Source organism: Actinobacillus porcinus, assembly GCF_901764995.1.
Lineage (GTDB): Bacteria > Pseudomonadota > Gammaproteobacteria > Enterobacterales > Pasteurellaceae > Exercitatus > Exercitatus porcinus.
The window spans coordinates 28,148-52,324 of the sequence record NZ_CABFKI010000005.1 but is presented as its reverse complement, the minus strand read 5'-3'; the positions used below and the strand labels follow the sequence as shown (position 1 = coordinate 52,324).

General features: G+C 40.5%; 27 protein-coding genes and 2 tRNA genes. 15 read left to right on the top strand and 14 right to left on the bottom strand.

Annotated features, from left to right (window positions below; translation table 11 throughout):
• The first annotated feature begins 4 nt into the window (after positions 1-4).
• From E7T07_RS04810 to manA, 4 genes are all read left to right on the top strand, one after another.
• On the top strand, positions 5-772 hold the full coding sequence (locus E7T07_RS04810) for a succinate dehydrogenase/fumarate reductase iron-sulfur subunit (RefSeq protein ID WP_135709778.1): 768 nt from the start codon (positions 5-7) through the stop codon (positions 770-772).
• A gap of 12 nt (positions 773-784) precedes the next feature.
• Positions 785-1,174, top strand: a complete 390-nt coding sequence (gene frdC, locus E7T07_RS04805; protein WP_135709777.1) for a fumarate reductase subunit FrdC — start codon at positions 785-787, stop codon at positions 1,172-1,174.
• Positions 1,175-1,186: 12 nt separating this feature from the next.
• The gene (frdD, locus tag E7T07_RS04800; protein ID WP_135709776.1) at positions 1,187-1,531 is read left to right on the top strand and encodes a fumarate reductase subunit FrdD; all 345 of its coding nucleotides are present in this window, start codon (positions 1,187-1,189) and stop codon (positions 1,529-1,531) included.
• Between the two features lie 158 nt (positions 1,532-1,689).
• Entirely contained in the window at positions 1,690-2,883 is a 1,194-nt protein-coding gene (gene manA, locus E7T07_RS04795) for a mannose-6-phosphate isomerase, class I (RefSeq protein ID WP_135709775.1), read from the top strand.
• Positions 2,884-3,009: 126 nt separating this feature from the next.
• On the opposite strand, the gene E7T07_RS04790 is transcribed toward manA, so the two are convergent.
• On the bottom strand, positions 3,010-3,402 hold the full coding sequence (locus E7T07_RS04790; protein WP_135709885.1) for a helix-turn-helix domain-containing protein: 393 nt from the start codon (positions 3,400-3,402) through the stop codon (positions 3,010-3,012).
• A 146-nt stretch (positions 3,403-3,548) separates the two neighbouring features.
• Between E7T07_RS04790 and E7T07_RS04785 the strand changes: the two genes are divergently transcribed.
• The 4 genes from E7T07_RS04785 (at position 3,549) to E7T07_RS04770 (ending at position 7,354) form a co-directional block, all read left to right on the top strand.
• The gene (locus E7T07_RS04785; protein ID WP_135709774.1) at positions 3,549-5,177 is read left to right on the top strand and encodes a factor H binding protein domain-containing protein; all 1,629 of its coding nucleotides are present in this window, start codon (positions 3,549-3,551) and stop codon (positions 5,175-5,177) included.
• 125 nt (positions 5,178-5,302) lie between these two features.
• Positions 5,303-5,572, top strand: a complete 270-nt coding sequence (locus tag E7T07_RS04780) for a type II toxin-antitoxin system RelB/DinJ family antitoxin (protein ID WP_135709773.1) — start codon at positions 5,303-5,305, stop codon at positions 5,570-5,572.
• Positions 5,547-5,864 carry a type II toxin-antitoxin system YafQ family toxin gene (locus E7T07_RS04775; protein ID WP_135709772.1) on the top strand — a complete coding sequence of 106 codons (318 nt, stop codon included), beginning with the start codon at positions 5,547-5,549 and terminating at the stop codon, positions 5,862-5,864. The genes E7T07_RS04780 and E7T07_RS04775 overlap by 26 nt, the downstream gene beginning before the upstream one ends.
• A gap of 89 nt (positions 5,865-5,953) precedes the next feature.
• Entirely contained in the window at positions 5,954-7,354 is a 1,401-nt protein-coding gene (locus E7T07_RS04770; RefSeq protein WP_135709771.1) for a surface lipoprotein assembly modifier, read from the top strand.
• A 78-nt stretch (positions 7,355-7,432) separates the two neighbouring features.
• Here E7T07_RS04770 and rsmC read toward each other — a convergent pair whose 3' ends face one another.
• On the bottom strand, positions 7,433-8,425 hold the full coding sequence (gene rsmC / locus E7T07_RS04765; RefSeq protein ID WP_135709770.1) for a 16S rRNA (guanine(1207)-N(2))-methyltransferase RsmC: 993 nt from the start codon (positions 8,423-8,425) through the stop codon (positions 7,433-7,435).
• Between the two features lie 61 nt (positions 8,426-8,486).
• Between rsmC and E7T07_RS04760 the strand changes: the two genes are divergently transcribed.
• Both E7T07_RS04760 and E7T07_RS04755 read left to right on the top strand, forming a co-directional pair.
• Positions 8,487-8,912: a DNA polymerase III subunit psi gene (locus E7T07_RS04760; protein ID WP_135709769.1), complete on the top strand. Its 426-nt coding sequence runs from the start codon at positions 8,487-8,489 to the stop codon at positions 8,910-8,912.
• Between the two features lie 67 nt (positions 8,913-8,979).
• Positions 8,980-9,056: transfer RNA gene (locus E7T07_RS04755), tRNA-Met, on the top strand.
• Between the two features lie 96 nt (positions 9,057-9,152).
• Here E7T07_RS04755 and proA read toward each other — a convergent pair.
• Complete coding sequence (proA, locus tag E7T07_RS04750; RefSeq protein ID WP_135709768.1) at positions 9,153-10,403, bottom strand: glutamate-5-semialdehyde dehydrogenase; 1,251 nt, start codon at positions 10,401-10,403, stop codon at positions 9,153-9,155.
• A 113-nt stretch (positions 10,404-10,516) separates the two neighbouring features.
• Positions 10,517-11,737, bottom strand: a complete 1,221-nt coding sequence (fabB, locus tag E7T07_RS04745; RefSeq protein WP_135709767.1) for a beta-ketoacyl-ACP synthase I — start codon at positions 11,735-11,737, stop codon at positions 10,517-10,519.
• Between the two features lie 170 nt (positions 11,738-11,907).
• Here fabB and mnmC point away from each other — a divergent pair, with 170 nt between their 5' ends.
• On the top strand, positions 11,908-13,920 hold the full coding sequence (mnmC, locus tag E7T07_RS04740) for a bifunctional tRNA (5-methylaminomethyl-2-thiouridine)(34)-methyltransferase MnmC2/FAD-dependent 5-carboxymethylaminomethyl-2-thiouridine(34) oxidoreductase MnmC1 (RefSeq protein WP_135709766.1): 2,013 nt from the start codon (positions 11,908-11,910) through the stop codon (positions 13,918-13,920).
• 57 nt (positions 13,921-13,977) lie between these two features.
• Here the strand turns inward: mnmC and lexA are convergent, their stop codons facing one another.
• From lexA to E7T07_RS04705, 7 genes are all read right to left on the bottom strand, one after another.
• Positions 13,978-14,610 (bottom strand): transcriptional repressor LexA, encoded by a 633-nt coding sequence (gene lexA, locus E7T07_RS04735; protein WP_135709765.1) that lies wholly within the window; start codon positions 14,608-14,610, stop codon positions 13,978-13,980.
• A 140-nt stretch (positions 14,611-14,750) separates the two neighbouring features.
• Positions 14,751-15,233: an SsrA-binding protein SmpB gene (gene smpB, locus E7T07_RS04730; protein WP_135709764.1), complete on the bottom strand. Its 483-nt coding sequence runs from the start codon at positions 15,231-15,233 to the stop codon at positions 14,751-14,753.
• Between the two features lie 36 nt (positions 15,234-15,269).
• Positions 15,270-15,977, bottom strand: a complete 708-nt coding sequence (gene arcA, locus E7T07_RS04725) for a two-component system response regulator ArcA (RefSeq protein WP_135709763.1) — start codon at positions 15,975-15,977, stop codon at positions 15,270-15,272.
• Positions 15,978-16,168: 191 nt separating this feature from the next.
• The gene (locus E7T07_RS04720) at positions 16,169-16,453 is read right to left on the bottom strand and encodes a YciI family protein (RefSeq protein WP_135709762.1); all 285 of its coding nucleotides are present in this window, start codon (positions 16,451-16,453) and stop codon (positions 16,169-16,171) included.
• A gap of 37 nt (positions 16,454-16,490) precedes the next feature.
• Entirely contained in the window at positions 16,491-16,931 is a 441-nt protein-coding gene (yciA, locus tag E7T07_RS04715; protein ID WP_135709761.1) for an acyl-CoA thioester hydrolase YciA, read from the bottom strand.
• A 3-nt stretch (positions 16,932-16,934) separates the two neighbouring features.
• Positions 16,935-17,471: a septation protein A gene (locus E7T07_RS04710; RefSeq protein WP_135709760.1), complete on the bottom strand. Its 537-nt coding sequence runs from the start codon at positions 17,469-17,471 to the stop codon at positions 16,935-16,937.
• On the bottom strand, positions 17,468-18,121 hold the full coding sequence (locus E7T07_RS04705) for a hypothetical protein (RefSeq protein WP_167874933.1): 654 nt from the start codon (positions 18,119-18,121) through the stop codon (positions 17,468-17,470). Before E7T07_RS04705 ends, E7T07_RS04710 begins: the two co-directional genes overlap by 4 nt.
• Positions 18,122-18,464: 343 nt before the next feature.
• Here E7T07_RS04705 and E7T07_RS04700 point away from each other — a divergent pair, with 343 nt between their 5' ends.
• On the top strand, positions 18,465-19,094 hold the full coding sequence (locus E7T07_RS04700; protein ID WP_135709758.1) for an OmpW family outer membrane protein: 630 nt from the start codon (positions 18,465-18,467) through the stop codon (positions 19,092-19,094).
• 147 nt (positions 19,095-19,241) lie between these two features.
• On the opposite strand, the gene recN is transcribed toward E7T07_RS04700, so the two are convergent.
• Together recN and E7T07_RS04690 are read right to left on the bottom strand one after the other, a co-directional pair.
• Positions 19,242-20,918: a DNA repair protein RecN gene (gene recN / locus E7T07_RS04695; protein WP_135709757.1), complete on the bottom strand. Its 1,677-nt coding sequence runs from the start codon at positions 20,916-20,918 to the stop codon at positions 19,242-19,244.
• A 78-nt stretch (positions 20,919-20,996) separates the two neighbouring features.
• Positions 20,997-21,908 carry an NAD(+) kinase gene (locus tag E7T07_RS04690; RefSeq protein WP_135709756.1) on the bottom strand — a complete coding sequence of 304 codons (912 nt, stop codon included), beginning with the start codon at positions 21,906-21,908 and terminating at the stop codon, positions 20,997-20,999.
• A gap of 125 nt (positions 21,909-22,033) precedes the next feature.
• Between E7T07_RS04690 and grpE the strand changes: the two genes are divergently transcribed.
• On the top strand, positions 22,034-22,609 hold the full coding sequence (gene grpE, locus E7T07_RS04685) for a nucleotide exchange factor GrpE (RefSeq protein ID WP_135709755.1): 576 nt from the start codon (positions 22,034-22,036) through the stop codon (positions 22,607-22,609).
• Positions 22,610-22,670: 61 nt separating this feature from the next.
• Here the strand turns inward: grpE and rnhA are convergent, their stop codons facing one another.
• Positions 22,671-23,135: a ribonuclease HI gene (gene rnhA / locus E7T07_RS04680; protein ID WP_135709754.1), complete on the bottom strand. Its 465-nt coding sequence runs from the start codon at positions 23,133-23,135 to the stop codon at positions 22,671-22,673.
• A gap of 58 nt (positions 23,136-23,193) precedes the next feature.
• Between rnhA and dnaQ the strand changes: the two genes are divergently transcribed.
• Positions 23,194-23,988, top strand: coding sequence for a DNA polymerase III subunit epsilon (gene dnaQ, locus E7T07_RS04675; protein WP_135709753.1), 795 nt, complete (start codon positions 23,194-23,196; stop codon positions 23,986-23,988).
• Between the two features lie 76 nt (positions 23,989-24,064).
• Positions 24,065-24,141: transfer RNA gene (locus tag E7T07_RS04670), tRNA-Asp, on the top strand.
• Positions 24,142-24,177: the final 36 nt, after the last annotated feature.

Below are 24,177 nucleotides of genomic sequence, written 5' to 3'. Positions count from 1 at the left end.
AACAATGACGAATCAAGTAATGAACGTAGAAATCTTGCGTTACAATCCTGAAACTGACAAAGAGCCGCATTTGACAACCTATCAAGTGCCTTACGATAACCAAACATCATTATTAGATGCGTTAGGTTATATTAAAGACCGCTTAGAACCTGAACTATCTTACCGCTGGTCTTGCCGTATGGCGATTTGTGGTTCGTGCGGTATGATGGTGAACGGTATTCCTAAGTTAGCCTGTAAAACTTTCTTACGCGACTATAGCGGTCATATGCGTATTGAAGCTTTGGCAAACTTCCCAATCGAACGCGATTTGGTTGTAGATTTAAGTCACTTCATTGAAAGTTTAGAAAGCATTAAACCGTATATCATCGGTAACAAAATGCCTGAATTAGACGGCAAACCGCATGAAAATACAGAACTTGCGAAAAGCCGTACTAAACAAACACCAAAACAGTTGGAAAAATACCGCCAATTCTCAATGTGTATCAACTGTGGTTTATGTTACGCAGCTTGCCCACAATTCGGTTTAAACCCGGAATTCGTAGGCCCTGCAGCATTAACAATGGCTCACCGTTATAACTTAGATAACCGTGATAATGGTAAAGCAGAGCGTATGCCAATTATCAATGGTGAAAACGGTGTGTGGTCTTGTACATTCGTAGGCGCGTGTTCAGAAGTTTGTCCGAAACACGTAAACCCTGCGGCAGCGATTAACCAAGGTAAATTGGAAAGCGCGAAAGACTACTTAATCTCAATGTTAAAACCAAAAGCATAAGCGGGGAATACTATGAGCGAATTAACAAGTAAACGTAAAAAATACGTACGCGAAATCACCCCGACTTGGTGGAAAAGTTGGGATTTCTACAAATTCTATATGTTGCGCGAAGCTACCGCACTTCCAACAGTGTGGTTCTGCTTAGTGTTGCTTAAAGGTGTATTTGCGTTAGGTTCAAACACCTTTGAAACAGGATTTGTTGAATTCTTACAAAATCCGATTGTGGTGATCTTAAACTTAATTTCACTTGCAGCATTATTGTTACATGCGTTCACCTTATTCAATATGACGGGTGAAGTGATGTCCGGTACCACAGGAATTAAAGCTGATGTGATCAAAAAATCGCTTCAAGGTTTATTTGTGGTTGTTTCAATCCTTGGCTTAGTATTAGCCTTTATCTAGGGAGCAAAGAATATGAGCAATCAAAATCCACAACGCTCTAACGAGCCACCTGTATGGTTAATGTTTAGTGCCGGCGGTATGGTGAGCGGTCTTGCGTTCCCTGTATTAATTCTAATCCTAGGCGTATTATTACCATTCGGTATGATTAGCCCTGAAGGTATTATCGCATTTGCCCATCACTGGTTTGGTAAATTGGTCATCTTAGCATTGACTATTTTCCCAATGTGGGCAGGCTTACACCGTGTTCACCACGGTATGCACGATATTAAAGTGCATGTTCCGGCAGGCGGCTTCATCTTTTACGGATTAGCGGTACTTTACACTATTGTAGCCATTTGGGGCGTAGCGGCGATTTAATCATCATCCAATACAAAGGGCATAATGAAAATATTATGCCCTTTTTTATTGGTCAAAATACAACAAAATTTCACCGCACTTAACGGGATTTTTCCGCGCAATCTCACCAATTCTGATACAATACCAGTCCAAATATTTCATCATAAATAGGACAAAAAATGACGGGAATTTATAAGCTAACGGGAACATTACAAAATTACGTTTGGGGCGGTGAAGATTATCTTCCTAACTTAATTCACTTTAATAAAGAACCAAACACACAATATGCAGAATGGTGGCTGGGTGCGCATGTTTCTTCACCATCACAAATCGAAGTCAACGGCACAAATCAGTCTTTAATTGAATTTTTGAAGCAAAATCCAACCGCACTTGGTGAACAAAGCCGTCAAACGTTTGGGAATGAGCTGCCTTATTTACTCAAAATCCTTGACGTAAAAGCCCCACTCTCTATTCAACTTCACCCAACTAAAGCCGAAGCCGAACTCGGTTTTGCCGCTGAAAATGCGCGTGGTGTTGATTTAAAAGATCCAAAACGAACTTATAAAGACAACAACCATAAACCTGAAATGATGATCGCGTTATCTGATTTCTGGTTATTACACGGTTTCAAACCTAAAGCTCAAATTTTGGCAACCTTACGCGAAAAAGCCCATTTCTCCGAGCTTGCGGATCAATTAGAAAAACAAGATTTACACAGCTTCTATGCCAACATTATGCAAGCGGATCAAGCTCAACTCGAATCTTGGTTAAACCCTATTTTTGCGTCAAGAAAACAAGAAGATCTCTCGCCTGAAAACCCTGATTATTGGGTGCTTTACTGCCGTGATGCAATGCAAATCCCCGCAGATAAATTAGATGCGGGTTTGATGTGCTTCTATTTATTTAATATCGTTCACGTCCCACAAGGACAAGGCATTTACCAAGATGCAGGGATTCCACACGCCTATTTACGTGGTCAAAACATCGAATTAATGGCGTGTTCAGACAACGTCATCCGCGGTGGCTTAACACCAAAACACGTGGATATTCCGGAATTACTCAAAATTGTAGATTGCCGCGAAGTCATCCCAGAACTCATCCCTGCCGCCCCGCAAGGTAACGGCTCCCATGACTACTGGACACCCGCGAAAGATTTTGCCTTAGAAAACGTGAATTTTGCGCCAAATTTCAATATCCAATCCACAGCAAAAAATGCCACGATTTTATTTGTGATGGAAGGTAAATTAGAAATTCGCACTAATTCAACCGCACTTGAACTCACACAAGGCCAATCTGCCTTTATTTGTGCTGATACCGATTATGACATCATCGGCATGGAAAAAGGTTATTGTGTGCTTTCCAAATTACCTTAAACATACAAAAGGGCGAATTTCCATTCGCCCTAAAGTCTCTATTCCCTATGTAAGTAATATAGCGTTCCTTTTTGCCGCAATAGTTGAATTACTACTATTAAGCATTTTAACCTGTCATAAATTTAATTATTCATCGGCTTTTGTTTTTAACAAAGCGATAATTTCTTTCAATGCCACAATTTCCTCATTTTTCTGCATTAACATTTCATCTTTGTGCGCTATTGTCAGCTTTAATTTTTCAATTTCAGCAGTAAGGTTTTCAGGATTCCCATAATAGTTTGTGTTATTGGCATGTTCATTCATTAAAAACAGAACCCCTTTTCCTTCACTATGCATCAATTCTAATATGTCAATATTAAGGATTTGGGCAATCTGTTCAAGTTTATGCAAATTAAGCTTGGTTTCACCACGTTCAATTTTAGCGTAACCATTCGTTGACATATTCATTTTTGCCGCCATTTCTTCTTGTGACCATTGATTCATTTCTCGCATCATACGAATTTTCTCATTAACACTCACAAACTCCCCTCCATTGATTTGTCCACCCACAAATTGAGTAGCTTTGCCACACGATTTGTTGTTAGCAGAAGATTTATCCTACTTTTAAAATAGCTCGTATTTTACACATATTTTCCCTAAATAACACATTAAAATAAGGACTTTCTATGCGTTTGTCAGTTAAAACAGCAGCAATGGCAATTTTAGTTTCACTAGGTGTAACAGCTTGTAGCTCAGGCGGTGGTGGCGGTGGCTCATCTGCACCAACGAATAATCCAGAGCAAGCAAAACAAATCGAAGCCTTGAAAAAACAGGTGGAAGTAGAGCAACAAGCGGTTAAATCTGCACAAAATAGTGCAAATGAAGCAACCGAAAAAGTAAAAGCAGTAGAAGCGGCTAAAGCTAAGGCTGAAGATGAACTGGTAAAAGCACAGCAAGCGTTAAAAAATATAGAAACTGCGAATGCTACTGAAAAAGCGAAAGCTCAAGCGGCAGCAGATAAAGCAGCGAAAGATTTAGCTGAAGCAAATAAAGCGCTTGAAGCTGCGAAAGCAGAAACCTTAGCGGAACAAGCAAAAGCTCAAGCGGCTGCGGAGCAAGCTGCAAAAGACTTAGCCACAGCAAATAAAGCGCTTGAAGCTGCGAAAGCAGAAACCTTAACTGAACAAGCAAAAGCTCAAGAGGCTGCAGAGCAAGCTGCAAAAGACTTAGCCACAGCAAATAAAGCACTTGAAGCTGCGAAAGCAGAAACCTTAGCGGAACAAGCAAAAGCTCAAGCGGCTGCGGAGCAAGCTGCAAAAGACTTAGCCACAGCAAATAAAGCACTTGAAGCTGCGAAAGCAGAAACCTTAACGGAACAAGCGAAAGCCCAAGCGGCAGCAGATAAAGCAGCACAAGATTTAGCTGCAGCAAATAAAGCAGTTGAAGCTGCGAAAGCTGAAACCTTAGCGGAACAAGCAAAAGCTCAAGTGGCTGCGGAGCAAGCTGCAAAAGACTTAGCCACAGCAAATAAAGCGCTTGAAGTTGCGAAAGCAGAAACCTTAGCAGAACAAGAGAAAGCTCAACAAGATGTAGAAAAAGCAAAAGCCGAATTAGCAAAATTACAAGAAAAACAACTTTATTTGGATTCTACTTGGCGTTATTTAGGAGGATATGATACTGCCTCACAGCGAGCAACGATTGGTAGAAGTTCAGTAAAAATAGATCTTTCTAAATATCCAGAATCAGATGATGTAAGACAAATTGATGTTGTTAATGATGATGGTATAAATGTTGGAAAAGCATATTTTATTAACCAAGCATATTCAAGTTACGAGCAATTTATTCCTGATGATGTATCTTCTCAAACATACTATTCAGGAAATGATTTTGTATTTATCCCAACTGATGCTGCTAAATCATCGGCTATCCAAAATCGAATCCGTGCAACTTATACTGGATTAGCACTAGATCGCAATTATAACAATGATACGGATAGTAGTGGATCGGTAACTAAAGCTAAGTTTTCTTTAACTGCTGATTTTGCTCAAAATACGGTAGAAGGAGCTATTACTGAGCGTGAGAATGGGCGTGCGGATATCCAGTTAGAACAAGGTGTTATTAGTTCGCCAGTCACTAATCAATATATCAATATGCCATATATGGGATTTAGTGGGGTAGCTAAAACGACAAGAAAAAGCGGGGCAATCCGAACGGGTGAGTATATTGGATTCTTTGCTGGCCCAAATGCTGAAGAAGTGGTAGGTTCTGTTAATAACCTTGGTGGACTAACATCTTTTGGTGGCAAACGTCAATAATCAATCGTAGGATATAAATTCACCCCGCACATTAACAAGTTTTTTGTGTGGGTTTAATTCTTTAGATTGTACTTATTGTTCAAAGAAGACTACAATAGGACTACAAATGAGAAGGAGAATTCTAAATGAGTGAAACTTATATCCGAGCTAGAATTGATAATGGCATTAAAGATGAAGCAACCGCTGCACTAAAAGCAATGGGCTTAACGATGTCTGAATTCTTACGCATTGCGGTTACTCGTGTTGCAAAAGAAAAGGCAATACCGTTTGACGTAAAAGTGCCAAATGCCGTGACATTACAGGCAATGCAAGAAGCTCAAGAAATCTTAGATGAAAAACGTGCGTTAAAATCTGCGGAAGCATTATTTGATGAACTCGAAAACTCAACACACTAAACGTGCGGCTTTTCCTCGTTCAGCCGAATATACTAAAACCTTTCGTAAGGACTGGGAAAGACTGAATAAATCAGGGCGTTATAATATGCATACACTGAAAAAAGTAATGCTATTATTGATTGCAAATGATGAGCCATTACCTTCCGAATATTTAGATCATCCTTTAACGGGTAACTATGCCGGTTTTAGAGAATGTCATATTGGTGGGGATTTTTTGTTGATTTATGTTATTGATGAAAAATTAAATCAAATCGTCTTTTCCCGTGCAGGCACGCATTCAGAGTTATTCTGATTTTTAGCTTTAAGTGTAATTTGTTACTTCATCTTTAATGAAAACTTGTATAAATGCCTATTTTGGCATAGCAAATTACACTTAAACTTATGAAAAAATATCTCCCCCTTACCCTTTTTATCCCCCTAGTAGCAAACGCTACTCCCGAATTGGAAATCAAATCCGCCGAGCCTACATTACCACAACAAGCGGTTATTTTTTCAGAAAAATCCGCAAATAGTGAGGAAATCACTTTAACTAAAGAGCTTATTAGTAAGCCTGAACTGACTCGTCAAATGTTAAATCGGGCGATTGATAGCCGACAATTTCATTTATTGCCTGAACTGGTGTGGATTTATCAACAAACACCCAATCCCGATTTGATACTGATCGATTATGCCAACGGCATTATTTTGGCAAGTCAGGGGGAGTATAAAACGGCAATCGATCTCTATCGTGGCATTATTGCGAAACACCCTAATTTTCAGCCTGTGCGTTTTCGTTTAGCGCAGATGTTGTTTGAAGATCGGCAAAATGAAGCCGCACTTGCACAATTTCGTAAGTTACAAGCGGACGGATTACCACCGCAAATTGCAAATGGAGTGGAACAATATATTGCCGCTATTCAAAAACGTTCGGATTGGACATTCGACTTTGGTGTGAATTATTTGCACGAAAGCAATGTCAATAATGCCTCAAGCTCGCCTTATGTTCGGGTGGGGAATGTGCCGTTTAAGAAAACGGAAGAGTCGCTACCGCAATCGGCAAATGGGCTAAGTTATCATCTCAATTTGGCTAAAAATTGGAACGTCAGCGGTTCGCACTATCTGCATTTTGAGAACCAATTTAGCGGAAAATCCTATTGGGATAATCATCAATTTGACGATCAACAAAACCGTTCAAGTCTTGGCTACCAGTATCAAAATGCCCAAAGTCGTCTTTCCTTTTTGCCTTATTACGAAATGCGTTGGTATGGTAATCATCGCTACAATCACGGCTATGGAGTTCGAGTTGAAGCCGAACATTGGCTTACCTCCCAATGGCAACTTTCTACCGCAGGGGAAATGGGTAAGCTCAAACATCGGGGTGAAAATCAGCTGGCGGATAGCACAACATTATTTGGTTCTGCCACGCTACTTTATGCCTTTAATGCGAAAAGTTATCTCTATGGCGGTGTAGATGTGCTGCGAGATCGGACATTAGAGCGTTCTTTAGCCTCAAAACGCTATACAGGGCGAATCGGTTGGGGGCAAGAATGGTGGGGCGGCATTTCCAGCCGTATTCAGCTCAGTTATGGAAAGCGTGAATTTGACCAAGCTCACCGCATTTTTAATCAAGTACGTCAAGATAGAGAGTTAGGTCTGAACGTTACACTTTGGCATCGTAACCTGCATTTTTGGGGAATTACGCCGAAAATCAGCTATCAATATCAGCGTGTGAATTCAAATTTAGTGGATCTTTATTCATATAAACGAAATCGGGTTTATTTGAGTTTTGAGAAGACGTTTTAGTGATCAATCAAAAAAGCATCATTGCATTTGTAATAATAAGCTATCATCAAGGGCGAATTTCCATTCGCCCTACTCGCTTTACGCTCTGACAGAATAAACCTTAAATTTCCCATTCTTCGCCAGCACATCATGTGAACCAAAATATTGGTCAAGTAAATCAGGATAAGGCAAGAAAGCATTTGCCACAATGCGTAGCTCGCCGCCGTCTTTTAAATGCCATTTTGCCTGTTTAATCAATTCGTTCACGGCTCGATAAGCGGTATCAATGCCGTCATGGAACGGTGGATTAGAAATAATGAGATCAAATTTGTCTTGAATATGCGAAAACACGTCACTTGCCTGCACCTTACCATCTAACTGGTTTTCCGCTAAGGTTTTCTTCGCCGATTCAATTGCCATGGCGTGAATATCGGTCATCATAACATTGGCTTTCGGGTTTTGCTTTTTCAAATACGCGCCAATCACCCCTGCACCACAGCCTAAATCCAACACATCGCCATGAATATGCGTATCAATGGTTGAGAGCAATAATGCCGTACCATTATCCAATTCATTGGCACTAAATACCCCCGGTAAACTATAAATTCTTAGGTCATCCAACAGCGGATTCTCATAAAGCGTCCAATATTTATCTAATTGAAAGTGCGGTGTTTTTTGTAGTTGAAAATGATACAAGCCACAACGGCGCGCGCTATCAATTTTGCCCACCTCCCCCAATTCGCCCAACAATTTTTCTGCCGAACGCACACCACAACGATTTTCGCCAATGATCAATACTTCCTGTCCAACCTTTGCGTTGGCAAGCAATTGCATTAATTGGAATTGGACTTCCGCTTTGTTTTTTGTCCAATAATACACAATCAACTCCGCGGTTTTATCCAAACCAACCGAAAAATTCACCGCACTTTGCGTTTTGGCATAATCAAAATACCAAGACCAGATCTCAACATTTTTTGCCATTGGACGAATTTGTTGCGGAAAATCATCGTTAATGCCGCCCGCAAATAAAATGGTTTTATCTTGAAATAAATGTAAATGGCGTTCTAAAACTTGGCTTTCGAGAGAAATCATTTGGGAAAATCCTATAAGGTAGGCTAAAATTATCGGCATTATAACGGAAAACGGAAACCGAATGAACAGACGCGATTTGTTACTACAAGAAATGGGGATTACGCAATGGCAATTACGCCGGCCTGATGTGCTAAAAGGGGCGGTGAATATTCCTGTGTCACAAGAAATCCGTCTTATTGTCATTGCTGAAACGGCTTTAGATTTTGATGACCCCTTTTTATGGGATCTTTTGCGCAGTGTTGAAATACAGAAAAATGAATGTTTGCTTATCGATTTTGATCATGCCCAACATTTAAAGGTTCAACAACCGGTGTATTATTGGTTGTTGTCAGAAAACAGCGAAAAAATTCACCGCACTTTTGAACAATTGAAAACGGATAATAGCCCTCTTTGGCAAACGGAAGAACTGGTGAAATTGAAACAAAATGCCAAACAAAAGCGTGAACTTTGGCGACAAATTCAGCAATCATTTACCCAATCCGTTTAATTTGTCGGCAATTGCACGATTTTGACTTGCAATCTTAAATGAAAAGCGTATATTTACGCACATCAGACGCGGGGTGGAGCAGCTTGGTAGCTCGTCGGGCTCATAACCCGAAGGCCGTCGGTTCAAATCCGGCCCCCGCAACCAGAATTCAAAAAAGGCGTTAACTTCGGTTAACGCCTTTTGTCTATTCGGCTCTTTGCTAAATACAAATGGGCAGTTATCCCGCCACGCTAAAATGCACTACACTCGTGATGTATAATCCCCCACAGCCACCCATTTATAAGTGGTTAAGGCTTCTAATCCCATAGGGCCGCGGGCGTGCAGTTTTTGTGTGCTGACCGCCACTTCTGCGCCGAGACCAAATTGTCCGCCGTCAGTGAAACGGGTGCTCGCATTAACATAAACCGCGGCAGCATCCACTTGCACCACGAATTGACGTGCCAACTGCTGGCTTTCAGTTAAAATCGCTTCCGAATGTTGCGTGCCATATTCGCGAATGTGATCGATGGCGGCATGAATATCTTTAACCACCAATACATTCAAATTCGTGCAAAGCCATTCTTTACGCAAATCTTCATCTTGCACCGCCTGCACATCCGCACCAGCCTGTTTTAAAATATTCAGCGCAGTCGCATCTGCAAAATAGTTGACGTTTAAGTCTGCAGCGAGTTTTGGTAAAAATTCCGCGGCAATGCTCTCTTGAACCAACAAGGTTTCCAAGGTATTGCAGGTGCTAGGGCGTTGGGTTTTCGCATTTTTGATCACCGAAATTGCTCTATTTTGATCCGCACTTTGCTCTACAAAGGTATGACAAACCCCAATTCCGCCCACGATCACAGGGATGGTTGAATGTTGTTTACAAAGCTCATGTAAACTTGCGCCGCCGCGTGGAATAATCATATCCACATAACGATCCAACTTCAGCAATTCCATCACCAATGTGCGGTCGGGATCAGTAATCGCTTGTACCGCGGCTTTTGGTAAACCTGCCTGTTCAAGGGCGTGTTGCACGACATTAACTAAAATCTGATTGGAATGTTGTGTTTCTTTGCCACCACGTAAAATCACCGCGTTGCCTGTTTTTAAACAAAGGCTTGCCACATCAATGGTCACATTAGGGCGAGCTTCATAAATTGTACCGATCACACCAACGGGAACTCGCAAACGCTCTAATTTCAAACCACTATCTAACACGCCGCCATCAATAATTTTGCCCACCGGATCGGCTAAAGAAATCACATGACGCACATCATTAGCAATGCCTTTCAGACGCTCAGGGGTTAATAACAAACGATCAATAATCGCCTCGCTAATCCCTTTTTCTCTGGCATTTTCAATATCTTTTGCATTTTCACGCAAGATCTCATCTTGTTTGGCTTCCAGTTGATCCGCAATAATTTGTAACGCACGATTTTTTTCTTGGGTTGAAAGCTGACTTAGCTCAAAGGCAGCTTGACGTGCCGCTTTTCCCATTTCAATTAAATTGGTCATAATCCATTCCTTTATTTACGATTTCCCACAGCATACTCGATTTTTGGCGACAAAAAAAGTGCGGTGAAAAACATCATCGATTTTCACCGCACTTTGATTACATTTTACATTAATTATTTAGTATAACGCTTGAAAACTAAGGTTGCGTTTGTACCACCAAAACCGAAGCTGTTTGACATTACCGTTTGTAAGCCTGCGTTTTCTTTGGTTTCTGTAACAATATTTAAGCCTTGAGCTTGTTCATCTAAGGTTTCAATGTTGATGCTTGGTGCAATAAAATCATTGTGTAACATTAACAATGTATAAATCACTTCATGCGCCCCTGCTGCACCTAGTGAGTGACCTGTCATTGATTTTGTTGATGAAATTGCCGGCACCTTGTCACCGAAGACATTTTTAATCGCACCTAATTCTTTCACGTCACCTACCGGTGTTGATGTACCATGTACGTTGATGTAATCAATCGGGCTATCAACATTTGCCATCGCTTGTTTCATACAACGTTCTGCACCTTCACCGCTTGGTGCCACCATATCATAACCATCAGATGTTGCGCCATAACCTACGATTTCTGCGTAGATTTTTGCACCACGAGCTAACGCGTGTTCTAATTCTTCTACAACCACAACCGCGCCACCGCCAGCGATAACGAAACCATCACGGTTTGCATCATAAGCACGAGAAGCTTTTTCCGGGGTGTCATTGTATTTTGTTGAAAGTGCACCCATTGCATCAAACTCAGTCGCACATTCCCATGATAATTCTTCCGCACCACCGGCAAAGACGATGTCTTGTTTGCCTAATTGGATTAATTCCCAAGCGTGACCGATACAGTGTGCTGATGTTGCACAAGCTGAACTCATTGAATAGTTCACACCACGAATTTTATAAGGCGTAGCTAAGCAAGCTGACGCGCTTGACGCCATTGTTTTGGTTACGGCATAAGGACCAATGGCTTTTACGCCACGCGGGCCACGCACCGCATCACAAGCCACTAATTGGCTATGGGCAGAACCTGTACCCGCGCCAATAACCAAACCGGTACGGTCGTTCGATACTTGATCTTCTGTTAAGCCCGCGTCTTCAATAGCTTCTTTCATAGAAAGATAGGCATAAGCTGCTGCATCGCCCATAAAACGATACACTTTACGATCAATATGCTCAGAAGGATCTAATTTAATCGTCCCTGCGATATGGCTACGCATCCCCATTTCGATAAAGCTAGGCACAGTTTCAATCCCTGATTTACCTGCTTTTAATGACGCTAAAACTTCTTCTTTGTTGTTACCGATACTAGAGATAACACCGAAACCTGTGATAACAGCTCTTTTCATTCTTTATTTCCTTTGTTACTAGGTTATTTAAGGTTAAACTCGCCTTACACTTGTAAGCTGAACGCTAATTTACTATGAAATCAAAATAAATCAAGTTTTTATTACAACATTCGACCACTTTACGCAATTCTGCCTTATAATGCATGAATTACACCATAAAAGAAATCATTATGTTACACGTACAACCAGCAAAAATCCATTTTGATCACACTAACACGCCTATTTCTGATGCTTTCGATGATGTTTATTTCTCAAATCAGAACGGCTTAGCCGAAACGCAATATGTTTTTCTTGAAGGAAATCATTTATGGGAACGTTGGCAACAATTTAGTGAAAGCCATTTTGTCATTGCGGAAACAGGCTTTGGTACAGGACTAAATTTCTTTGCCACCACAACATTATTTCGGAAATTTCGCCAAGAAAATCCTAACTCGCCGCTTAAACGCTTGTTTTTCATTTCTTTTGAAAAACACCCTATTCCATTGGAAAATCTAATTCAAGCCCATCAAAGCTACCCTGAGTTTCAATCGCTTTCTGCCACTTTGCAATTAAATTGGCAAGATCCCATCTCAGGCTGCACACGTATACATTTCGAAGAAACCACACTGGATCTTTGGTTTGGCGATATTCAAACGCAACTGCCACAACTCGGGGATTATATGCAAAATCACGTAGATGCTTGGTTTTTGGATGGCTTTGCACCAAGCAAAAATCCCGACATGTGGAATGAACAAGTTTATGCTTTAATGCACCGTTACAGCAAAACCAACGGCACCTTTGCCACCTTTACGGCGGCAAGTGCGGTGCGAAAAGGGCTTGAAGCCGTGGGCTTCACAGTGGAAAAACGCAAAGGATTTGGTCATAAGCGAGAATGTTTAGCCGGCACAAAAAACAATCCGTCAGAGCAACATAGCCAAACCCCTTGGTATTTTCCGCAATCGGCGCAATTTAACGGACAGGCAGATATTGCCATTGTTGGCGGTGGAATTGCTTCACTTTTCACCGCACTTTCACTTTTAGAACGTGGTGCCAACGTCACTCTGTACTGCGAAGATGAAGCCCCTGCACTCAATGCCTCAGGCAATAAACAAGGGGCATTTTATCCCCAACTCAGCGATGACGATGTGAAAAATATCCGTTTCTACATTCACGCTTTTGCCTATGGGCACCAACGTTTACGCCAAGCAAAATTCAATAACATTGAATTTGAACACGAGATGTGCGGCGTTGCCTTATGTGGTTACGATGAAAAAAGTGCGGCGAAATTAGCGAAAGTGTCCGGTTATCACTGGTCGCCCGAATTATATCGTTCAATGACGGCAGAAGAACTCAGCGAAGCGATCGGATTGCCTGTGCCTTGTGGCGGTGGGTTTATTCCCAAAGGCGCGTGGCTTGCTCCGCGTCAATTTGTGCAAAATAGTTTTGCCTATTTGCAAACCTTAGGCTTAACCATGAAAACATCACAAAAAATTACCGCACTTGAGCAAACGCAAGAGGGCTGGTTACTCTACAATGAAAATCAAGAAAAATGTAGCCACCATATTGTCGTGCTTGCCAATGGTTACAAAGTCAATCATTTTCCCCAAACGGAACAGCTACCGCTTTATCCTGTTCGCGGTCAAGTGAGCCAAATTCCAACGACAGAAAACTTACGCAAGCTCAAATCTGTGGTTTGTTATGACGGCTATTTAACCCCTGTAGATTATGCGCAAACCACCCATTGCATTGGTGCAAGCCATATTCGCGATTGTGATGATCGTCAATTTAGTGACGTTGAACAGCAAGAAAATCAACATAAAATCCAGAAAAATTTGGGTTTAGATTGGACGCAAGATGTGAACACGGGGAATAATCTCGCAAGAGTCGGCGTACGTTGTGCTGTGCGTGATCGTATTCCCATGGTGGGCAACGTGCCGAATTTTTCTGCTCAAGCCGAACAATATAAAAACCTGTTTAACTTGCGCCGCCGCAAACAGCCTATTCCACTTGCAGCCAATTACAAAAATCTTTACCTTATCGCGGCTCTCGGTTCGCGCGGTTTAACGTCTGCACCGCTTTTAGGCGAAACCCTTGCTTCGCTCATTTATGGCGAACCCTTGCCTTTAAGCGAAGATATTCTGCATGCCTTAAGCGCAAACCGTAGTTGGATGCGAAAATTACTGAAAGGGACAGCAGTTGCATAAATAAAGGGGGAATAGACAATTTGCCTATTCCCCCAAAAGATTATCAATGATATTCAATTACATCCAAGCATTGTTACGAATAATTCCGACCGCAATACCTTCGATTGAAAAATGCTCTGTTTCACGCAAATTCACCACAATAGGCTCAAACTCTTCGTTTTCGGCGTGAAGATAAATAACATCGCCTTTACGCTCTAAGCGTTTTACAGTGACTTCATCTTCAATACGCGCAACAATCACTTGACCATTTCGCACATCTTTTGTGCTGTGAACAGCAAGAAGATCACCATCCATAATGCCAATATTTTTCATGGATTGACCATACACTTTAAGCAAAAAATCTGCTTGTGGTTTAAACATATCAGGATCCACTTTGTACGTTCCTTCAATATGTTGTTCTGCCAAAATAGGCTCACCTGCTGCCACTTGCCCAATTAATGGTAATCCGTCTAATTCATCATTAGCGGCATCGAGTAATAAACGAATACCACGTGATGTACCTGCTAAGATTTCTACCGCACCTTTACGCGCAAGTGCTTTTAAATGCTCTTCGGCTGCATTCGGTGAACGGAAGCCTAATTCTCGTGAAATTTCTGCGCGCGTAGGCGGCATACCTGTTTTTTCAATATAACTTTTCAGAAAGTTGTAGACTTCTTGTTGACGCGCAGTCAATGGTTTACTTAATTTCATTTGCTCTCCTTACCCTTATATAGTATTTATTGCCATTATATACAGGCTGAAATTAATTTCAAGTTTTTATGTAAAAATTCTCAAGCTGTATGCTTTTCATAAAAAAACAGCTTCGTATTAATGAAGCTGTTTAGGGTCTATTAGCCGCGTTGAGCATTTTTCATAATGCGATCTTTCTGCATTTTCCATTCGCGTTCTTTAATATCTTCGCGTTTATCGTGTTGTTTTTTCCCTTTTGCCAAGCCAATTTTGACTTTTGCCCAAGCGCCTTTCCAGTAAAGCGAAAGCGCAAGAATGGTATATCCATCGCGATTAGCTTTACCAAATAAACTATCTAATTCACGTTTACTTAACAATAACTTACGTGTTCGGGTTGGATCGCAAACAACATGCGTTGAAGCCACGCTCAAAGGTTGAATATTTGCCCCAAACAGAAAAGCTTCGCCCTGATTAAAAATAACATAACTATCACTAATATTTGCTTTCCCTGCACGCATGGATTTCACTTCCCAGCCTTGCAGAGATAATCCCGCTTCAATTTCTTCTTCGATAAAGTAATCGTGTCGCGCACGTTTATTCAGCGCAATGGTATTTGAGCCTACTTTTTGTTTTTTCTTTGTCATATTTTTTTATTATCGCTTTTATTTGTTATGGTTTGTTTATTCTAATTCACCACAAAAACGGTAACCTTCCCCATGAATAGTCGCAATGATTTCAGGTGTTCCTTTGTGGTTCTCAAAATGTTTACGGATACGGCGAATCGTTACATCAACAGTTCGATCATTTTCTTTTAATTCACGCCCTGTCATTTTGTGTAATAGCTCTTCACGGGTTTGAATTTTTCCGGGGTTTTCGCAGAAATGAAGCATTGCACGAAATTCACTGCGTGGCAGTTTATATTCTTCCCCTTCCGGATTAATCAAGACATGTCGATTAATGTCTAAGATCCAACCGTTAAAACGATAAAACTCAACGATGCTTTGCGGCTCTTCGCTATTTTTCATGGTACGTTGTAATAAATTACGCGCACGAATAGCCAGCTCGCGTGGGTTAAATGGTTTAGTAATATAATCATCTGCCCCAATTTCTAAGCCAAGAATGCGATCAACTTCGTTATCTCTCCCGGTTAAAAACATTAAACCAATATTGGCTTTTTCACGAAGTTCTCGAGCCAACATTAACCCGTTTTTACCGGGTAAATTAATATCCATGACGACAAGATGAATCTCTTTTTCCGCTAAGATTTGGTTCATTTGTACCCCATCGGTCGCTTCAAAAACCTCATAACCTTCCGCTTCAAAAATACTTTTCAGCGTGGTTCTCGTAATCGTTTCATCTTCTACAATAAGAATATGTGGTGTTTTCATAACCATCCCTATAATCCCTAGTTTTAATTAGGGGTATTTTATATTTGCAACAAATTTGTAACAATAGGCAATGTCGTTTATTAGACATTTTTTATGATTTAGATCATAAAAATAAGAAAAGTGCGGTGTTTTTTTCTTTGTTCGGATAAAAAACGCACCAATAAAGGTGCGTATTATACGTCATAGCGAGATTAGAAAACGCGCTTATAAGGTTTAACAATAACCTCACCATAGACGCCGGCATCGACATAAGGATCTTGGCCAGCCCAGGTTTGTGCATCTTCGAGAGTGACGAATTTAGCAATCACCGTAGAACCCGTTACACTAGAGCCATCGGCAGACGGATTAGGGCCTGCCGTAAGAAGGCGATCTTCATCCTGTAATTGCTGTAAACGCGCTAAATGCTGTGGGCGAACAGCAAGGCGTTTTTCTAACGTATTGGGGATATCTTGAGCGAAAATAACAAAATAGTCCATATTTTCTCCTTTTGTTTGTGCATCTTACCCGCTTACATTAACCTAATAATGCAAGCGCCTGTTCTAACTCCGGATTATTTTCGGTTGGCACTGGACGCGGTTTGCCGTCTTTGTCGATGGCAACATAAGTAAAGAGTGCTTCCGTTACGCAATATCGATCTCGAACGCCTTCATAAACTTGTTTGATCCAAACTTCCATTTTAACTTGCATCGAAGTGCACCCAACTTTCAGTAACTTGCCGTAACAACAAACGACATCACCTACAGAAATAGGGCGTAGAAAAGTGATTTTATCCACGCAAACTGTTACAACTCGGCCTTTTGCAATTTCTTTCGCTAAAATTGCACCACCCATATCCATTTGCGACATAATCCAACCACCGAAAATATCGCCATTCGCGTTAGTATCTGATGGCATAGCCAGTGTACGTAAAATTAACGAACCATCTGGTTGGCGAACTTGTTTTTGTTCTGTCATAGCTTATTCTTTGTCCTTTGGAAGATAACGATAAATATAAACCCCTGTTGCCACAGTTGCAACGAGTGTCATAACAATAATGCCAAAAGATTTAAAATCAACCCAAATTTCTTCCGAATAATTTTGGCTGATATAAATATTTGTGAGCATGCAGATGATAAAGAAAACTGCCCAGCCGAGATTAAGTTTGTTCCAAACTTCAGACGGCAGTTCAAGTTCTTTACCCAGTAATTTCTGAATTAAAGGTGTTTTAAAACCAAATTGTGCGATTAATAGTACGCTTGCAAAAAGCGCGTAAACCAAGGTAACTTTCCATTGTAAGTATTTGACTTCATTAAAATAAGCCGTCAAAGCACCAAAAAATATCACCGCACTTCCCATGATAATTTGTTGTTTCTCAATGGTGCCATACTTAAATTTTAAAATAGCTAATTGAAGTGCGGTCGCAATCATCAAGGTTATTGCAGCCGCTTGAATACCGGAAAGTTTGTAAACCACAAAAAAGAGTATCAGTGGGATAAATTCGAGTAGTTGTTTCATTTAGTATTCGCCTGTTGTGTGAAAATGGTATAAAAACGATATGTTAATACAAGTGAGAACGTGTTAATGATCGCGCTCACTATAAATACGAGTAATAATGAGACGGTGTTCATCACAAAAAGCGTTAATTGAAAAATAAGTAATGGAAAGCAAAAATGCGTAATGAGGCAGTATAAAAACAATGTGCTACCGCGGCGCTGCGTCAATTTTAACATATTCGGAAGGGCATTTTTGAGATGACAATCCCCCATTAAATAAGCGATAGGCGCGAGACAAAAACGGACAAAAACAAAAATCCCCATGATAATCAATACCATAGCAAAAAAAGAAGGCGGTTGATTTTGGACAATGGCGTACACCCCATTGAGAATCCCCAGTCCGAGTGGAAGCAGACATAACATACTTAAAAGGAAAAAGCCTAAAAAACGGCGGAGTGTTTGTATTGCGGTGGTTTGCAAATTTAAATTTTTCCCTTGGCTAATATGATGAATTGCCACCAGTCCCCAGGCTGAAATAAAGAAGGGAACGATTTTTTGCACCAACATACTTATATCGTCTGCAACATTGTCAGAAACCATTGCTCGTGGTTGCTCCGGCGCAATAAATGTCAGTAACCACGTTACACCGACAAATATCAATACAAACGTCATAAAAAATTGGCGTTGATTGCGCACAAAGTTCCAACTCTCTTTAAATAGTAGCGTGAAGTTAATAGCCATAAAAATACCCTACATCGCATTAAAAATTTTGCGCCCATTATACCTACTTTATGTTGAAATGCCTAAAAAAGTGAAAAATTGATATGAATCAAAATTTGATAGAATGAGTAGCATAATAAAAACTGTTTAAAAGCAAAAAAGAAAATTTAACAAATTTTAAAAATTATGATCTTGATCACAGTTTTTATCCCCCAATAGGGGTATATTTAAGCTCCATATAAACACATAAAAAATTTAGGGATATTTATCCCCTTGATAATCATAGGAGTTCATTATGAAAAAAACAATGTTAACCTTAGGAATCGCAGCAACTTTAGTGAGCGGTGTCGCTTCTGCCCATGAAGCAGGTAGTTGGATTGTGCGTGCCGGTGCGGCACACGTTATGCCTACCCATGTAGAAAATACAGCGAATTCAGCTCATGATGCGTTAGGCTTGGATGTGAATTCAAATACACAACTTGGCTTAACAGGAACTTACATGATCACCGATAATATCGGTGTGGAATTATTAGCCGCAACGCCGTTTAGCCATGAAATTAAATTGCGTAGTGCTCTAGTTGCCAAAACGAAACATTTACCACCAAGCTTATATGCGCAATATTACTTCTTAAATAAAGACGCCAAAGCACGTCCGTATGTGGGCGCGGGTATTAACTATACCAATTTCTTTGATGAAACCGAGAAATTGACCGGTGTAACAGATTTAAAACTTCATGATTCTTGGGGGTTAGCATTAAACGCAGGTTTGGATATCAATTTAACAGATAAATTACTATTCAATACTGCCGTTTACTATGCAAAAATCAAAACTAAAGCAGACTTTAAACTTGGTGGTGTACAACATTCCCAAGATGTTCGTTTAGATCCGTTAGTATTCTTTATGGGGCTAGGTTATCGTTTCTAGCTTAGTCTCTAACTTAGGTTATTTATACCTTAGTTTATAGGGATATAGATATAATAGGTAGATTATTTGGGGTTAAGACCTTAACAGGAGTTAAGGTCTTTTTTATTGGGATATCATTTCTAATGGATACTCCTTCCCCTAATAGGTTTATGATGCAAGATCGAGCATCTCTTGGGCATTAGCCAATGCACTTTCCGTAATACTTGCGCCACCAAGCAGTTTTGCTAATGCCTTGACGCGCTCTTGGGCAGAAAGTGCGGTCATATTAGTTTCAGTTTTGCCGTCAATGGTAAATTTTTCTACGGTAAAATGATGATGACCTTGGCAAGCTACTTGTGGTAAATGAGTCACACAAATCACTTGGCATTTATTTCCTAAGTGACGCAACAGTTTACCCACTACGCTCGCTGTAGCACCGCTAATCCCTACGTCAATTTCATCGAAAATCAGTGTTGGAATAGCTGTTTTATCTGAAGTTAGTACCTGTATCGCTAAAGCAATACGTGAAAGTTCACCACCTGAAGCGGTTTTAGCTAATGGCTGAGCGGACTGCCCTAAATTACTTTGCAGATTAAAGACCACGCTATCTGCACCGTTGGCGGTAATTTTGTTGTAATCCGTTTCCAAATTCACAAAAAATTGTGCATTTTCCATTGCTAGTTGCTTAATTGATGCGGTGACTTCCGCCGCTAATTTATCTGCACCTTGTTGACGGCTTTGATGAAGTGCGGTGGCGGTTTGTTGCATTTGCTCAAAAGCTTGTTTTTCTTGCGCTAATAATTCTTCTTCACTTTCTGAAAAATCCACTAAAGCATTTAATTCATTTTTAAGGTTTTGATGAAATACCACGAGATCAGCAGGTTGAACATTATGTTTACGTGCAAGTTGAATAGCTTGTCCCATTCGAGTTTCAATTTCCTGTAGTAAATAAGGATCTTGTTCAATACCTGATGACAAACTATGCATGGTGCTTGTAGCTTCTTGCACCTGAATTAAAGCATCATTGAGCATGGTTTGAACATCGGCGTAATTCGGATCTAATGAGACTAATTCATCTAAATGCTGAGTCGCGCGATAAAGCAGGCTATCTACGCTGACCGTTTCATTTTCACTTAAAACCTGTAATACAGATTGTGAAAGTGCGGTCAATTCTTCGCTATTTGATAAACGTTTGTGATCTTCTTCTAATTCTAAAAATTCGTTAGGTTGAAGATTAAACTCATCTAACTCACTCACTTGATATTGTAAAAGTTGTTTTTTAGCTTCGTTCTCAGCGCATTTTTGTTTGAAACTTTTAACTTGCTGTTGGAGCGTTTTCCATTGTTGATAGTCTTTTTGCATTTGTGCCAATAACGGACTATGCGCACAAAAATTATCCAACGTTTCCAATTGAAAATCGCCTTTAAGCAATAGCTGTGAAGCATGTTGCCCATTAATGTGAATGAGATGTTGCCCGAGTTCTTTTAATTGCGCCACAGACACCGGTGTGCTATTAATAAACGCTTTTGAGCGTCCTTCATTATTAATAATGCGGCGTAAAATACAGCTTTCGGGATTATCTTGATCGTGCAATTCTTGCTCAGCAAGCCAATTTGCTGCGGGACTTTCAGGTTCAATAGTAAAGGTGGCACATACATCTGCGCGCTCTTGCCCTTCCCTTAGCATAGAAGCTTCCGTACGTTGCCCTAAGCATAAGCCTAGCGCATCAATCGCGATGGATTTTCCTGCCCCCGTTTCCCCTGTAATAACGGACATTCCTTTGGCGAGTTCAATATCTAAATGACGGACAATAGCAAAATTGTTGATAGTGAGTTGAGTGAGCATAGCAAAATCTCCTTTACTGTATGAAAATAAGTTTATCAGTATTTAAATATACAGTAAAGTAATTTTTTACAGTGGATTTTAGAAAAGTTTTTTCAGCCAACCCAATTTTGAACTTAACACATTGTAATAATTATAGTTTTGAAGATGTAACAAACGAAGTTTATAGGGTGATTTTTTTACAGTAATAATATCATCACTGTTAAAACCCAAGGTTAATTGACTGTCACACCCCACTTCTAACTGCGGTGTATTATATTCGGCGAAACGTAGCGAAATTTCGCTGTTGCCATCAATAACTAGCGGACGAGATGAGAGTGTATGTGGAAACATGGGCACGAGCGCAATGGCATTTAATTGTGGTGTTAAAATAGGGCCGCCGGCAGATAAAGAATAGGCGGTTGAGCCTGTTGGAGTGGCGATAATCAAACCATCGGAACGTTGGGAAAAGGCAAATTTATTGTCAATATACACATGAAAATCAATCATATGGGCAATTTTAGCGGGGTGGATTACGGCTTCGTTAATCGCATTACCAGTGGCAATGATTTCCCCATCGCGCACCACGTTCACTTCAAGCATAAAACGTTCTTCTACTACAAATTCGCCATTGAGACAGGCTTGTAATTGTGCATAGGCATTTTTGGGATCAATATCCGTTAAAAAGCCTAAATTTCCACGGTTAATGCCGATTAATGCCATACCATATTTAGATAAAATCCGAGCGCGTCCCAACATATTGCCATCGCCACCAATAACAATGCCCAGCTGCGCTTTTTGCCCAATTTCCTCAAGGTTTGCCCAATCGGATTTGGCGATATCCAATGCACTTCCGACTTCTTCTTCCACAAGGACTTGATAGCCACGTTCTTGCAACCAAAGATAGATATTTTTGTGCATTTGCAAGGTAACATCATGGCGCGGACGTCCCACTAACCCAATGGTTTTAAAGGAAGTGTGTAATGGATGATTAAGTTCTTGTTGGATTTCCATAGATTTTGCTTGAATTATCTAAAACAGCCCTTATATTACAACGAAACGAGCATGGCGCAAAGGTTAACATTCACAAAATCCTTTGCTAAAATGACCGCACTTTTATTGATAAAACGGAGAAAAGAATGTCTGAACAAGAATTAAAGCAAGAAAATGTGGCTGAAAACACAGAAGAATTAGAACAGCCTGAGGTTCAAGCAGAAGAAGCTGTGGCGGATCCTTTAGAAGAAGCGATTGCGCGCGTTCAAGAATTAGAAGAACAGCTTGCAGATGCCGCAAAAAAAGAACAAGATGCCTTATTGCGTGCTCGTGCAGAAGTGGATAACATCCGCCGCCGTGCAGAACAAGATGTGGAAAAAGCCCATAAATTTGCTTTAGAGAAATTTTCAAAAGATATTTTGAATACCATTGATAATCTTGAACGCGCCCTGGCAACACCTGCCAATAAAGAAGATGACGCAATCAAAGGCTTATTTGACGGCGTAGAATTAACGTTGAAAGAATTATTGGCGACAGTTGCACGTTTTGGCATTGAGCCTGTGGGCGTTGTGGGGGAAGCCTTTAATCCGGATTTACATCAAGCGATTTCCATGCAGCCTACAGAAGGTTTTGAAACAAACCAAATTACCACCGTGTTACAAAAAGGTTATTTATTAAATAATCGCGTTATTCGTCCGGCGATGGTCATGGTAGCGGCATAATTGCCCGAATTCTTAACAGATGATAAATAACAAAGTTGCTAGTTTTGTATTAGCAACTTTTTTATTCTGCTTGATAGCCAATATCCTCTAAAGTCGGCTTTTCTGCGCCTTGCTTGGCTAACTCATCACAAATTTCATTTTCACGATGTCCTGCATGTCCTTTGACCCATTTCCAAGCAATTTCATGGCGTTGAATTGCCGCATCAAGGGCAATCCATAAATCTTGGTTTTTAACCGGTTTCCCGGTGCTCGCTTTCCAATTATTTTTCTTCCAATTAAAAATCCACTGTGTAATACCGTTTTTCATATATTGGCTATCACTGCTTAGCGTAATTTTGCAGGGTTCTTTTAAACTTTCTAATGCTTCAATCACCGCGCGCAGTTCCATGCGGTTATTCGTGGTTTTAAAATAACCTTTTGAAATCGTTTTTTCATGTTGTTTATAACGCAATAAAATCCCAATGCCACCAGCACCAGGATTGCCTAAACAGGAACCGTCCGTAAAAATTTCAATGTATTTCTTCATAATCTGATACAATCGTTAAAATTATCAGGATCATACCGTAAATTGTGAGAATATTCTAATGACAACACCAAAAACAGAACATCAAATCGAACGCCAAATTGTACTTGATACCGAAACCACGGGGATGAACCAATTTGGTGCCCATTATGAAGGGCATTGCATTATTGAAATTGGTGCTGTAGAAATGATTAATCGTAAATATACCGGGCGTAAACTGCATCTGTATATCAAACCTGATCGCCCAGTCGATCCTGAAGCTATCCAAGTGCATGGGATCACGGATGAAATGTTGGCGGATAAACCCGATTTCCCCACTATTGCCCAAGAATTTATTGATTTTATCAAAGGCGCGGAATTACTGATTCATAACGCGCCCTTCGATGTGGGTTTTATGGATTATGAATTCAAAAAACACCATATTGATATCAAAACAGCGGATATTTGTGTTGTTACCGATACATTGCAGCTGGCTCGCCGTCAATATCCCGGCAAACGCAATAGCTTAGATGCACTTTGCGATCGCTTACATATCGACAACAGCAAACGTACGCTTCACGGGGCTTTGCTGGATGCGGAAATTTTAGGTGATGTCTATCTTGCCATGACAGGCGGGCAAGTGAGTTTGTTTGATGAAACAGAGCCACAAATACCTGAAATAGAAACGGAAAAAGTACAAATCATTGCAAAAAGTGCGGTTGAAATTGTAACAGATCTGAAAGTGTTACAACCCTCAGAAGAAGAACGCCTTGCGCACGAAGAACAAATAAAAGCGATTCAGAAAAAAAGTAAAGAAAATTGCATTTGGGTAAAACGCTTAATGCCACAAACTGAACAAGTAGAAACCGTGCATTAATTAATCAACTGTTTCAAATAATAAAAAAAAGGGTTGACGAAATTTACTTTGGCAAGTATTATTCGCTGCACTTAGCGGAGTGGTAGTTCAGCTGGTTAGAATACCTGCCTGTCACGCAGGGGGGCGCGGGTTCGAGTCCCGTCCATTCCGCCAATTTTTTTCATTTTAACTCCTTAATATAAATTAGCT